This window comes from Halomonas sp. BC04, from assembly GCF_000568385.1.
In genome coordinates this window covers 1-12,772 of sequence record NZ_AZQX01000300.1, presented here as the reverse complement: position 1 = coordinate 12,772, position 12,772 = coordinate 1, and the positions used below count along the sequence as shown (strand labels likewise).

Here is a 12,772-nt window from a genome sequence, read left to right as displayed (position 1 = left end):
GTCGCTCAGCTGTTGCAGCCGGCATGGCCAGCAATGGCGGTGTCGCGCCAACCGGGAGCGGCGCCACTGGGCGCGGCAAGCCGGCAACGCCCAGTGCGGCGGAGAGTGCCCAGGGGCTCAGGTGGCCTGCCGGAGTCGACGGTGGCGAGTGGCTGCTCATCGCCCAGCGCAGTTCACCGGGCAGGGGAATGACCATGGGTTCCGGGGTGGCGCCGAGGCCGGTGATGTCCGAGCCACGATCACTGGCGTAGGTGATGGTAAACAGCAGCACCATCAGGGCCACCAGCAGCGTCATGATATCCAGGTAGCCGATCATCCAGGCACTGTCCTGGTCGGGGTCGGAATGGGTCGCCGTCAGCGATCCATGGCGCATGGGGCCACGATGATCGCTATCGCCACTGGAGTTCAATCGGGTCATCTGGACAGCCGGGTCGCCATGAACAGGCCGCCTAGCCTAACCGCAGAGAAGCCGAGATGAAACGGGGAAAAGCGGGACCTTGTGCCGCTACTTGCTGGCGGTCGGTGCGCTCAGGCCTTTTCGGTAACCTCGCCCTGGCGGGACACCAGGTAGCGACTGGCGAAGCGTTGCGCGGAGACGGGCCTGCCGGTGAGAAACCCCTGGATCAGATCCATGTTGTGACGCAGCAAGGCATCCTGCTGGGCCTCGGTCTCCACGCCCACGGCGACCACCCGCAGCCCCAGCTCCCGCGCCAGGCCACAGACGGCGGCAACGATAGCCGCACTGCCCCGCTGCCCGCCATCGAGGCGCTGTATGAAGCGTCGGTCGATCTTCAACGTGGTGACCGGCAGCTCCTCCAGGTAGCTCAACGAAGCGTAGCCGGTGCCAAAATCGTCGATGGTGATCTCGCCGCCCAGGTCCCGCAGCTGCTGAAGCACGGCCGCGGCCTGGAGCGGCTTGTCCAGCAGCGTACTTTCCGACAGCTCGAAGCCCACCAGGCCGAGCGGCAAGTCATGCTCCGCGAGCATGGCGGCGATCTTGCTTGTCAGGTCCTGCTGCCAGAACTGCCGTGGCGACAGGTTGATGCTCACCGGCACCGGTTCGGCAGACGCCCGACACCATTCGCCCAGCTGGGCGAAGACCATGCGCATCATGCGATCGCCCAAGGCCACGATGAGCCCTGCGCGCTCGGCCAGCGGGATGACCTCGCCGGGCGGGATGATGCCCAGCACCGGATGATGCCAGCACATGAGCACCTCGGCGCTGTGCAAGGCACCGCTTTCCTGCTCGAAGAGCGGCTGAAAGTGGACCTCGAGGCCCTCGCCGCTCTCGACGGCGTCTCTCAACGCCGCTTCCAGCGCCCGCTGACGATCGTCCTGGATGTTCATTTCGGTACGATAGAGCCGGTAGGCATTGCGCCCTTCCTGCTTGGCCCGATACATGGCCACGTCGGCATCGTGGATCAGGGCTTCGGCATTGGTCGCATCATCCGGGTACAGGCTGATACCGAGACTGCAGCCGATGCTGAACTCATTGCCGTCGATGATACAGGGCTCGCTGACCGCGTCGACCAGCCGCCGGGCCACCCGGGTCACCTCCTCCACCTCTTCCAGGTCAGGCAGCAGGACCAGGAATTCATCGCCACCCAGGCGCGCCAGGGTATCGTCCTCACGTAGTCGGCTCTGCAGTCGATCGGCGACCATCACCAGCACCTCGTCCCCCACTGCGTGCCCCATGGTGTCGTTGATCTGCTTGAAGTGATCCAGGTCGACGAAGACCACCGCCAGCCGACTCTTGTTACGGTGCGCATGCCGAATCGCCAGCTGCAACCGATCCTCCAGCAGGCGTCGGTTGGGCAGCGCGGTCAATGGGTCATAGTAGGCCAGCCTGCGAATCCGCTCTTCATTTTCACGAATGTGCGTGATGTCGTTGAACAGCGCCGCGTAGTGCGTCACTTCACCATTTTCACCGGTAATGGCGGTGATGGTCAGCAGCTCGAGGTAGAGTTCGCCACTCTTGCGGCGGTTCCATATCTCGCCCCGCCAGTAACCGTGATTCTTCAGCGCCTCCCACATCTGCCGGTAGTAGGCGGCATCATGACGTCCGGAGGAGAGGATCTCGGGGGTCTTGCCGATGACCTCCTCTGCCGCATAGCCGGTCATGTGGGTAAAGGCGGGATTGACGAACTCGATGCGGTTGCTCGGGTCGGTAACGATGATCCCTTCCAGCGAGGATTCGATGACCCGCTCGGCCAGCTGCAGGTGTTCATGGGACCGGGCAAGAGCTCGGTCTCGCTCTTCCAGGGCGTCCCGCAGGTCCTGCATATAGTGTTGCTCGGCCCCGGCCAGCATGTCGCGAAAACCGATCAGGCCTACCACATTCTTCCCTTCGTCCAGCACCGCCAGGTGACGTACCCGCTGCTCCAGCAGCCTGTCCCGGGCGGTGATCAGGGGTTCGTTCTGGTGCACGGTGAGCAGAGGGCGGCTGGCCAGTTCGGTGATGGGAGTGTTGCCGGGATGATGGGCTACGAAGCGAACCATGTCGCGTTCGGTGAGAATGCCCAGCTCCTGCTCACTGCACTTCACCACCACGGCATCGCAGCTGGAGAGGCGCATCGATCGGGCCGCCTCGGCCAATAGCTGCGTTCCCTGGAGCACCAGCGCACGCTGCGCATGGCGGCACGAACCTCCCGCAGCCGCAGGTAGGCTCGATGCCCTGATTCATGGCCATGTCGGTCTGGGTGAGAATGCCCTTTGGCAGTCCATCGCCGTCGACCACGACGAAATGGCGACGTCCTTCGGCACTGAAGCGCAGTGCGGCCTCGCTGATCGGCGTCTCCAGGTGCAGGCTCGCCACCGGCTGACTCATGACCTCGCCGATCCGGATTCGCCCCGCCTCCGGATCGGCGAAATTCACTGCCAGGGCGTCATGCTCGGTCCAGATCCCCCGCGCCTTGCCCTCACGGGTCACCACGATCGAACTGCATTGACGCTCGGCCATGCGCTGGGCGGCGATGCAGAGCGGTGTATCGGACTCACAGGTCAGCAGACCGGTCTGCATGATGCGCTCAATGGGAAGCTCGTGATTCATGACGCCTCACTGACGGGACGATTCTTACGGGACGATTCTTCCCGTACCTTCCTTCCAGTACTTTTCTTCCGGTACCACGCTTGGCATACCCTGAGCTGCAGAAAAACGATACGGAACCAAGAGTAACCCTGATTATTCTTAACACTATGTTCAATGATCCCGTATTACATAACTAGTCGCAATGATTAACTGAGCGTCAACGGGGCCATTTGCCGGCATTACCCAGCTCCCGTTTTTCCGGGCAAGACCCTTCAAATCGATCAGTTCATGACCCATATCAATATCCCCGCCGATCCCCTTCCAATCCGCTAAAGCCAGCCCTCCTCGCCGCCGATACCTCAGCGCAACGTGAGCATTACCCGGCACCGACCTGCCCACGAAACATCTCTCACTCCCAAAGGAAGGCCTACGATGAACCGACTGCTTCACCGCATCGACATGGGCTGGAAATTCTTTCTCGCACTTTCACTACCGCTACTGGCCATGGCCTGGTTTGCCGCCTCCGGCGTTCTGGAGCGCCAGCAGATGACGGCCGACATGGCCGACCTCGAGGAGATGACACGCCTGTCCCAACGGGCGGGCAACCTGATTCATGAGCTGCAGCGGGAACGAGGAATGACCGCCGGATTCCTGGCCAGTGGGGGTCATAATTTTCGCGATACGCTGCCCGATCAACGCCGAGACACGGACCGCCAGCACGATGCCTTCCTGAGCTATCTCGGCAACGTCGACCTGATCGCCCTGGACCCGGTGCTTGCCGAGCGCATCGAGACGACGCTTGCCCGGCTGCAACAGACCCCAGCCCTGCGTGAGCGTGTCGACCAGCAGGCAGTCACCGGCGGCGAGGCGGTCGCCCATTACACGGGGATCAACAGTGCCTTGGTCACCATCATCGGACGCATGACACTGGCCAAGGAGGAAGGCAGCGTGACCAGCCGCATGGCGGCCTACTACAACCTCTTGCAGACCAAGGAGCTGGCCGGTATCGAGCGAGCCATGCTTGCCGGGGCCTTCAGCTCCGACAACATGACGCCGACAGGCTACCAGCAGTTGCTGAAGCTGTTGGGCAAGCAGGCCGCCTTTGAGGAGGCCTTCACCACCCTGTCGACTGCCGAGGTCCATCACTCCTTCCAGGCATTGAACGAGGGTCCCGAAGCCGAGCGACTGGCGACGCTGCGCAGCGTCGCCATCGAACGAGGAACGGCAGGGGATTATGGCATCGATGCCCAGCAGTGGTTCGAGTGGCAGACCGACAGGATCGACCGGCTGAAGGTGGTGGAGGACACCGTGGCGGAGGACGTCCTGGCGACGGCCTCGCGGCTCAGGGCGGAGGCTCGGGGCGACCTGATCGGACATCTCGTGGTGGCGGTCGTTGCCGGTGTCCTGGCGCTGCTGCTTGCCGCCGTCACCGTGCGCAGCATCGTCCTGCCACTGCGTGCCACACTGGCAGCGATCCAGCGCAGCAGCGGAGACCTCACCCTGCGGCTGGACGCCCCCGGCCAGGACGAGCTCGCCCATCTCTATCGTGCCTTCAATGCCTCCACCGCCGATTCCGAGCTGCTGGTCTCCAATATCAAGCAGGGCGCCTTGTCGGTTGGCGTGGCCAGCGGCCAGATCAACGAAGGCAACCGTGACCTCGCACAGCGCACCGAAGAGCAGTCCTCCTCCCTGGTCGAGACCGCCTCCAGCATGGAGCAGATGACGGCGAGCGTGCGCCAGACCGCCGACAATGCCCGGCAGGCCGAGGCACTCTCCCGGGAAGCGGCGAGCCAGGCCGACAAGGGCAGCAGTGTGGCCAGCAGTGCCCGCGGCGCCATGCGCCAGATTCATGAGGCCAACCGAGAGGTCACCCGCATCGTCGAAGCCATCGACAGCATCGCCTTCCAGACCAACCTGCTGGCCCTCAATGCCTCGGTGGAGGCGGCCAGGGCAGGCGAACATGGCCGCGGCTTCGCCGTGGTCGCCGCGGAGGTGCGCAAGCTGGCCAGTCGTAGCGCCGAGGAAGCCGAGCAGATACGTCGGGTGGTCGGTATCAATGTGGCCTGCATCGACGAAGGCGAGAAACTGGTTAACGCCACCAGTGAAACCCTGGAGACGATCGCCCAGGGGGTCGGGCAGGTCGCCAACCTCATCACCGAGATGTCCACAGCGGCAACCGAACAGTCGGCCGGGATCGAGCAGATCAACCAGGCCATCGGTCAACTCGAGGAGATGACCCAGCACAACGCCACCCTGGTCGAGCAGGTGGCGGCGGCAAGCCAATCGTTGGATGAACAGGCTATCGACATGACGCGGCTGATCGCCCGCTTCAAGGTCGGCGAAGCGTTAACGGCCGGCAATGTCTGGCAAAGCGAGGTTCAGCCGGCTGAGGGAGGGGCGCCACGGAGGCTGTCCTGCTCGGCGGCGTGAGCACTCCCGGAAACGGCCGGTAACATTGTTACTAAAGTTTCCGCTCAAGGGTGCCGATAGAGAGAGTGCATACGCATAAATGGGGAAGCCGGCTCGTCCGCCGGCTTCGGGGGGCTGCACTGACTACCCATCGTGGCTGGGCCGGGAAACCGGCCCATGGCGCGGTGGGTTGTCGAGTGCTTGCCAAGGGCGCATACAAGGAAAATGACCATGTCTTCACCGCTCACCGATGCCACCAACAGCTTGAGCGCCTCGGCGCTGCACGACCTCACACCGCGACAGCGCAAGGAGTCCGTGCTGGCCTCGCTGCCGACGGCAGGGACCATGCTGAGCCAGGCCGAGAGCCACGGCCATTCGCCCGCCCAGGCGGACCTGGTCGAGCCGATTCAACGGATCAATGAAGTGCTGCGCCAGCATGGCGTGGAATTCGAGCTGAACGAGATGCCGTCACGGGTGGTGACGCGGATCGTCGACCGGGAAACCGGTGACGTTTTGCGCCAGATCCCCTCTGAGGAGGTGCTGGCCATTGCCGAAAGGCTGGATGAATTGCAGGGGCGTCTGATTCGGCTGGAAGCCTAGATCAGCTGGAGGCCTAGACCTGCATGTTCATGACGTCACGGTAGGCGGAAACCAGCCGGTTTCTCACCTGCAGACCCATCTGGAAAGCCACGCTGGCCTTCTGCATGTCGACCATGACGTCATTGAGTTCCACGTTGGGATCCCCGGCCTGGAAGGCCATCGCCTTGGCGTTGGATGCCTGCTGCAGACGGTTGATACGCTGGATGGAGGCCTGCAGCTCACCGGCGAAACCGCCCTGCCCCACCAGGGTCGAGACCTGCTGCCCCTTGGCAGCCTGTCCGCCGGCCTGTGTCGCCAGACTCTGCATCTGGGCCAGCGCGGATTGGATGGCAGGTGAACTCATGGCTCGCGGCCCCCGTTCTGTTGGTTCGGAAGTGACGTTCAAGGAATGTTGCCAAGGCTAACAGCTGTCGTCACGCGACCATACTGGCAAATGGCATGAAAAACACGGGCTTTTCCCGCCTTTGGACTCGACGAGGGTTCGCATAATAGCGTTCATCACAGTTGCGCCCGCAAGGGTAGCCGGAATGCGGTGGACGGATGCACGCAATGCCATCTTCAAGTAATACTTTTCAAGCGACGAACGCCGCCTCCCACGGGAGGTGCGCATGAGCGATGGCGCCGCGACGCCGGGTCGTCAGGAGACCTCGCCCAACCCGCCAGCGGGCGCACTGCTGCAGCGCGTCCAGGAACAGATGCGCGGCAATCCGCTGCTCGCGATCCTGATCGGCGGCGCCGCATCGATCGCCATCGTGGTGGTGCTGCTGATGTGGGCGCGGGAGCCCGATTACCGGGTGCTCTACAGCAATCTCACAGAGGCGGATGGCGGCCGCATCATCAACGAGCTCGAGAGCCGCGGTGTGCCCTACCGCTTCAGCGAAGGCGGCACGGCGCTGCTGGTACCCGGCGACTCGGTGCACGGCCTGCGCCTGCAGCTTGCCGAGCAGGGCCTGCCCCGGGGCGGCAACGTGGGCTTCGAGCTGATGGACAACCAGGCCTTCGGGGTCAGCCAGTTTGCCGAACAGGTCAACTTCCAGCGCGGCCTCGAAGGCGAGCTGTCACGCTCCATCGAGTCGCTTGGCCCGGTATCCCGGGCCCGGGTTCACCTTGCCATGCACGCTCCTCGGTCTTCGTGCGGGACCAGGAACCGGCCAAGGCATCGGTCATCGTCACCCTGGAGTCGGGCCGGGTGATCGGTGACGGCCAGGTCAACGCCATCATCCACATGGTTTCCAGCAGCGTGCCAGAATTGGCCGCCGAAGACGTCACGGTGGTCGACCAGGGCGGCCGCCTGCTCTCCATGCCCGGCGCCAACCGCCGCGGCCTGGATGCCACCCAGCTCGATTATATCGCCGAGGTCGAGCGCTCCTTCCAGCAGCGCATCGAAAACATCCTGGCACCGATCCTGGGACAGCAGAACGTGCGGGCCCAGGTCGCCGCCAGATCGACTTCTCACGCCGGGAGGAGACCAATGAGCGCTTCGCCCCCAACCAGCCGCCCAACGAGGCGGCGGTACGCAGCCGCCAGTCCAGCGCCTCTTATAGTGGCGGCGACGACCTGGCCATGGGCATCCCCGGCGCCCTGAGCAACACGCCCCCCGGCACCGCACTCTCCCCGATCAATCTGCCGGTGGACGAAGATGGCGAACTGCTCGAGGAAACCGAGCAGGAATTGATGGCGCTGAGCAATCTGCGCCAGGACGATGTGGTCAACTACGAGGTCGACCGCAACATCGAGCATGTCCAGCACCGCCAGGGGCAGGTGCAGCGTCTTTCCGCCGCCGTGGTGGTGGACTATCGCGAGCAGCGCGATGAGGAAGGCGAGTGGCAGCGCGTACCGCTCACCGACGTGGAAATTGCCCAGATCGAGCGCCTGGTTCGCCAGGCCATGGGCTTCTCCCCGGCCCGCGGCGACGAAATCGAAGTGGTCAATAGCCCCTTCAGCCGCATCGTGGACGACGAAGAAGTGCTGGAGTGGTGGCAGTCGCCCGACGTCCACAACCTGGCACTCACCCTTGGCCGCTACCTGCTGGTGGCACTGGGCGCCTGCTGGCCTATCTGCTGATCCTGCGCCCGCTGATCAAGCGCCAGACGCAGCTGCCCGCGCTGGCCTCTGCACCGGGAACCGGTCTGCGTGTCCGGGTCGATGACGAGACGCCGGAGGGCATTGACGGTGAGCTGGAAGACGACCTGGAGTCGACGAGGACTTACAAGAAGCCGAAGCGCAAGCGCAAGTCCTCGGCCTATGAAGACCACCTGGCCGATCTGCGTGAATTGGCCCAGGAGGATCCCCGCATGATCGCCATGATCGTTCGCAGCTGGATGAACAAAGAATGAGCACCGCAAGAGCCATGAGCGGCGTGCGCCGCAGCGCCATCCTGATGCTCGCCCTGGACGAGGACAGTGCGGCGGAGGTCTTCAAGTACCTCTCGCCCAAGGAGATCCAGCTGTTGAGCATGGAGATGGCCGAGATGGACCAGGTCTCCCATGAAGACATGCAGAAGGTGATGCAGGACTTCAACGACGAGACCGAAGAGTTCATCGCGCTGAATCTCAACTCCAGCGAGCATATCCGCTCGGTGCTGACCAAGGCGCTGGGCAGCGAACGCGCCACCAGCCTGATCGAGGACATCCTCGAGACATCGGGCAGCAGCAGCGGCATCGACTCGCTCAACCTGATGGAAGCGCCCATGGTGGCGGAACTGATCCGCGACGAGCACCCGCAGATCATCGCCACCATCCTGGTCCACCTGGAGCGCCACCAGGCCGCCGACGTGCTCGAGCTGTTCGACGACAAGCTGCGCAACGACGTGGTGCTGCGTATCGCCACCTTCAGCGGCGTGCAGCCGGCCGCCCTGCAGGAACTGACCGAGGTGCTGTCGGGCATGCTCGACGGCCAGAACCTCAAGCGCAGCAAGATGGGCGGCGTGAGAACCGCAGCCGAGATCCTCAACCTGATGAACTCCAACCAGGAAGAGACCGCCATCGAGACGGTGCGGGCGCACAGCGAGGATCTGGCCCAGAAGATCATCGACGAGATGTTCCTGTTCGAGAATCTCATGGACCTGGACGACCGCAGCATCCAGATGGTGCTCAAGGAGATCGACACCAACTCGCTGGTGGTGGCTCTCAAGGGGGCACCGGAAGGCCTGATGGAGAAATTCCTGCGCAACATGTCCCGCCGCGCCGCCGACCTGATGCGCGAGGACATGGAGGCCCGCGGGCCGATTCGTGTCTCCCAGGTGGAGGCGGAGCAGAAGACGATTCTGCAGGTGGTGCGCCGGCTGGCCGACTCCGGCGATATCGTGCTGAGCGGCGGAGACGACACCTATGTCTGACCGCTCGCCTTCGCATCCCGAGCAGTCGGCCTCCTGGCGCCGCTGGCAGATGGGTGAACTGCAGGATGAGAGCCACCTCAGCGAGACCGAGCGCGCTGGAAAGCCCGCAGAGGATCCCGCGCGCCAGGAGCGGTTCCGCCGCCAGGCCGAGCTCAAGGCACTGCGCGAAAAGACCCTGCGGGAAGCCCGCGACGAGGGCTTCAAGGCCGGTTTCGAGGAGGGACGCGCCCAGGGACAGGCCCAGGGGCTGGAGGAAGGCCGACAAGAAGCCGAGAAGGAGCTGAAGCAACGCACCCGCGAGGTACTGGCGCCGCTCAAGCCATTGGCGGAGCAGTTTGCCGAAGCCCTGGCGGTGCTCGATGAAGAGGTGGCCAACGAGATGGTCGAGCTGGCACTGGCCACCGGGCGCCAACTGGCCGGCGAAGCCTTGAAGGCCCGCCCAAGGCAGGTGCTGGAACTGGTCAGGGCGCTGCTGCACACCGATCCCCCGCTGACCGGGCAGCAGCGCCTGTGGCTGCACCCGCAGGACCACAAGCTGGTGGAGCAGCATCTTGGCCAGGAGCTGGAAGCCGCCGGCTGGAAACTGCAGCCGGACGACCAGCTCAGCCGCGGCGGCTGCCGTGTCACCAGCGCCAGTGGCGAGCTCGATGCCACCTGGGAAAGCCGGTGGCAGGCCGTCAAGGCTCAGGTGCGCCGCCGGCGCCCCGCCGCAGCCGCAGCGGAAGACGAACAGGAGTGAGCGACATGCCCGAGACCCTGGCACAACCCCGCAATGCGCATCAGGCACGCTGGCAGCAGACGCTGCAGCATGTGCGCGAGCGCGTGGAGACCGTGCCGGGGTTTCGTGCCAGCGGTCGTGTGCTGCGGGCCACCGGCATGGTGATCGAGGCGATCGGCCTGCGGGTCGCCCTGGGCAACGCCTGCCGCATCGAGCTGGTCTCTCCGGGCGGCAGCGAGTCACCGCGCTTTGCCGAGGCCGAAGTGGTCGGATTCGCCGGCGAACGACTGTTCCTGATGCCACTCACGGAAATTACCGGCCTGATGCCGGGTGCCCGGGTCTATCCGCTGGGCGATGGACCAGACCACACGGCGCGCCGCTTCCCCCTGGGAGAGTCGCTGCTCGGCCGGGTGGTGGATGGCAATGGCGAGCCTCTCGACGGTTTAGGCCCGCTGGACAACGCCCCCCGGGCAGCGCTCTCCACCCCGCCGCTCAACCCACTGGCCCGCGCCCCGATCCATGAGCAGATCGATGTCGGCATTCGCGCCATCAATGCGCTGCTCAGCGTGGGCCGCGGCCAGCGCATGGGGTTGTTTGCCGGTTCCGGGGTGGGCAAGTCGGTGCTGCTGGGCATGATGGCCCGCTATACCGGCGCCGATGTGATTGTCGTGGGCTTGATCGGCGAGCGGGGACGCGAGGTACAGGACTTCATCGACAATATCCTCGGTGAAGAGGGACGCCGCCGCGCCGTGGTAGTGGCGGCCCCGGCCGACACCTCGCCGCTGCAGCGACTGCAGGGCGCCGCCTATGCCACGCGCCTGGCAGAGGGCTTCCGCGACCAGGGCAAGAACGTGCTGCTGATCATGGACTCTCTCACCCGCTATGCCATGGCCCAGCGCGAGATCGCCCTGGCCATCGGCGAGCCACCCGCCACCAAGGGCTATCCGCCCTCGGTCTTCGCCAAGATTCCCAGCCTGGTGGAACGCGCCGGCAATGCGGAACGCGGCCGGGGCTCGATTACCGCTTTCTATACCGTGTTGACGGAAGGCGACGACCAGCAGGACCCCATCGCCGATTCGGCCCGCGCCATTCTCGACGGTCATATCGTACTGTCCCGGACGCTGGCCGAGGCCGGGCACTACCCCGCCATCGATATCGAAGCCTCGATCAGTCGCGTCATGACTCACATCATCGACGACGAGCAGCTGGCCATGACCCAGGCCTTCAAGCGGCTCTTTTCTCGCTACCAGCGCAACCGCGACCTGATCAGCGTGGGCGCCTACAGCCCGGGTCACGACCCCCAGCTCGACGAAGCCGTCCAGCGCTACCCGCTGCTGGAGCAGTTCCTCCAGCAGGGCATTCATGAAAATGCCTCGATCGAGGCCTCTCGACAGGTTCTCACAGAGACCCTAGGAGCCAGGCAATGAGTGCATCGTCACAGCTCAACATGCTGGGCGATCTCGCCCGGGATGCCCGCGACCAGGCCGGCCAGCTGCTGGCCGGAGAGCGCATGAGCGAACGCCAGGTTGCGGCCCAGCTCGACGCCTCAGCCGCTATCGGCTGGAGTACGCCGAGCGGCTGCAGAGTGCCATGCGAGAGGGCATCGATCCCGCCAGCATGCACAACTACCAGCAGTTCCTCGCCTCCCTGGACGCCGCCCTCCAGCGCGCCAGGGACGCACTGGACTCGCAGCAGCAGCGTGTCCAGCAGAGCCAGCAGCAGTGGCAACAGGAGCAGAAGCGCCTGTCGGCCTACGACACCCTCTCATCCCGCCGCCATGCCGAGCTGCAGAAGCACGAAGCGCGGCGGGAACAACGCAACAGTGACGAAATGGCCGCCGGCCGGCTGATTCGCCAGCGCCCCGAGCGCGATTCGTGATCCGAGCCAGGAGATCGCAATGGATATTCAGATGATTCTATCCGCCCTACCGGGCAAGCCCATGGGCAAGGCCGAGCCGGGTGCCAACGCATCCGACGGCCAATTTGCCCTGGCCCTGGCCGGTGCCGGTCGATCGCAGTCCGACGCCCAGCAGTCTGACCCACTGCCGGAGAGTGTCAGGCCTGCCCTGCCGCCCTCCATGGCAGCCCAGCAGGCGATGCTGCAGGCCCTGAGCGCCAACGACCCGGATCTCGTGGCGGATATGGAAGCGGTGCCCCTGCCCGATACGCTTTCGCTTGCCGACATCATGGAGCGCCTGGCATTGATCGATGGGAATCAGCCGACCGAGGCTCGTCCCCTCGCCGATGCCACAGCCCCGCAAACGATAGCCCCGAAAACGATAACCCCGCAGGCAGCGACAGCTGAGCCTGCCTCGCCAGCCGATAACGCCGTTGCCGCTCTGGCAGCAGCCGATGCCCTTCGCCAGGCCGGCGACCCCGCGCGCAACCTCGGTGAACAGCCTGCCAAAGCCGCCACGGTATCGCTGAATGCGCCCCAGGCTCTCTCGGCATCACAGCAGGCGGGGCGCGAGGTGAGTGAAAGCACGCCGCGGCCCGGCTTCCTCGCACAGCTCGATTCAAGCACCGCAGAGCGGCCGCTGCGCTCCGCCGAGCTGGCACGCTCGGCCGATACGGCTTCAGCCCCTCAGGTGAATGTTGGCGAGCTACGCGGCATGCCCCCAGAGGCCCCGCGCGCCGCCATGGCAAGTATCGAGCCCACCTCGCCGAGCCTGCAGGCAACG

General features: G+C 64.8%; 11 protein-coding genes and 1 pseudogene. 8 read left to right on the top strand and 4 right to left on the bottom strand.

Translation table 11 applies throughout. From position 1 onward, the window contains the following. The 3 genes from Q427_RS20365 to Q427_RS34540 all read right to left on the bottom strand — a co-directional run. Positions 1 to 418 (bottom strand): flagellar motor protein MotB (locus Q427_RS20365; RefSeq protein WP_043516937.1); only part of this gene is annotated, 418 nt, incomplete at its 3' end. Positions 419 to 528: 110 nt separating this feature from the next. Next, positions 529 to 2,574, bottom strand: a complete 2,046-nt coding sequence (locus Q427_RS20360; RefSeq protein ID WP_231613825.1) for an EAL domain-containing protein — start codon at positions 2,572 to 2,574, stop codon at positions 529 to 531. Further along, positions 2,531 to 3,049: a CBS domain-containing protein gene (locus Q427_RS34540; RefSeq protein ID WP_231613824.1), complete on the bottom strand. Its 519-nt coding sequence runs from the start codon at positions 3,047 to 3,049 to the stop codon at positions 2,531 to 2,533. The genes Q427_RS20360 and Q427_RS34540 overlap by 44 nt, the downstream gene beginning before the upstream one ends. A 411-nt stretch (positions 3,050 to 3,460) precedes the next feature. Between Q427_RS34540 and Q427_RS20355 the strand changes: the two genes are divergently transcribed. Then, positions 3,461 to 5,458, top strand: coding sequence for a methyl-accepting chemotaxis protein (locus Q427_RS20355; RefSeq protein ID WP_231613823.1), 1,998 nt, complete (start codon positions 3,461 to 3,463; stop codon positions 5,456 to 5,458). 210 nt (positions 5,459 to 5,668) lie between these two features. Beyond that, positions 5,669 to 6,037, top strand: a complete 369-nt coding sequence (locus tag Q427_RS20350) for a flagellar protein FlaG (RefSeq protein WP_043516935.1) — start codon at positions 5,669 to 5,671, stop codon at positions 6,035 to 6,037. Positions 6,038 to 6,050: 13 nt separating this feature from the next. Here the strand turns inward: Q427_RS20350 and fliE are convergent, their stop codons facing one another. After that, entirely contained in the window at positions 6,051 to 6,380 is a 330-nt protein-coding gene (gene fliE, locus Q427_RS20345) for a flagellar hook-basal body complex protein FliE (protein WP_043516934.1), read from the bottom strand. 265 nt (positions 6,381 to 6,645) lie between these two features. Between fliE and fliF the strand changes: the two are divergent. The 6 genes and pseudogenes from fliF to Q427_RS20315 form a co-directional block, all read left to right on the top strand. Further along, a pseudogene (fliF, locus tag Q427_RS20340) lies at positions 6,646 to 8,373 on the top strand (flagellar basal-body MS-ring/collar protein FliF). Next, positions 8,370 to 9,374 (top strand): flagellar motor switch protein FliG, encoded by a 1,005-nt coding sequence (gene fliG, locus Q427_RS20335; protein ID WP_043516933.1) that lies wholly within the window; start codon positions 8,370 to 8,372, stop codon positions 9,372 to 9,374. The pseudogene fliF and the gene fliG overlap by 4 nt, the downstream one beginning before the upstream one ends. Next, positions 9,367 to 10,113: a flagellar assembly protein FliH gene (locus Q427_RS20330; RefSeq protein ID WP_043516932.1), complete on the top strand. Its 747-nt coding sequence runs from the start codon at positions 9,367 to 9,369 to the stop codon at positions 10,111 to 10,113. The genes fliG and Q427_RS20330 overlap by 8 nt, the downstream gene beginning before the upstream one ends. 5 nt (positions 10,114 to 10,118) lie before the next feature. Next, the gene (gene fliI / locus Q427_RS20325) at positions 10,119 to 11,519 is read left to right on the top strand and encodes a flagellar protein export ATPase FliI (protein WP_043516931.1); all 1,401 of its coding nucleotides are present in this window, start codon (positions 10,119 to 10,121) and stop codon (positions 11,517 to 11,519) included. A 163-nt stretch (positions 11,520 to 11,682) separates the two neighbouring features. After that, on the top strand, positions 11,683 to 11,970 hold the full coding sequence (gene fliJ / locus Q427_RS36445; RefSeq protein WP_331280669.1) for a flagellar export protein FliJ: 288 nt from the start codon (positions 11,683 to 11,685) through the stop codon (positions 11,968 to 11,970). 19 nt (positions 11,971 to 11,989) lie between these two features. Next, positions 11,990 to 12,772, top strand: a 783-nt coding sequence (locus Q427_RS20315) for a hypothetical protein (RefSeq protein WP_043516930.1), incomplete at its 3' end; no start/stop codon positions are given.

Coding starts and splice junctions, on each gene's coding strand:
- Q427_RS20360 (WP_231613825.1), bottom strand. CDS start 2,574: ATGCGCCTCTCCAGCTGCGATGCCGTGGTGGTGAAGTGCAGTGAGCAG.
- Q427_RS20330 (WP_043516932.1), top strand. CDS start 9,367: ATGTCTGACCGCTCGCCTTCGCATCCCGAGCAGTCGGCCTCCTGGCGC.
- Q427_RS20350 (WP_043516935.1), top strand. CDS start 5,669: ATGTCTTCACCGCTCACCGATGCCACCAACAGCTTGAGCGCCTCGGCG.
- fliJ (WP_331280669.1), top strand. CDS start 11,683: ATGCGAGAGGGCATCGATCCCGCCAGCATGCACAACTACCAGCAGTTC.
- Q427_RS20355 (WP_231613823.1), top strand. CDS start 3,461: ATGAACCGACTGCTTCACCGCATCGACATGGGCTGGAAATTCTTTCTC.
- fliG (WP_043516933.1), top strand. CDS start 8,370: ATGAGCACCGCAAGAGCCATGAGCGGCGTGCGCCGCAGCGCCATCCTG.
- fliE (WP_043516934.1), bottom strand. CDS start 6,380: ATGAGTTCACCTGCCATCCAATCCGCGCTGGCCCAGATGCAGAGTCTG.
- Q427_RS34540 (WP_231613824.1), bottom strand. CDS start 3,049: ATGAATCACGAGCTTCCCATTGAGCGCATCATGCAGACCGGTCTGCTG.
- fliI (WP_043516931.1), top strand. CDS start 10,119: ATGCCCGAGACCCTGGCACAACCCCGCAATGCGCATCAGGCACGCTGG.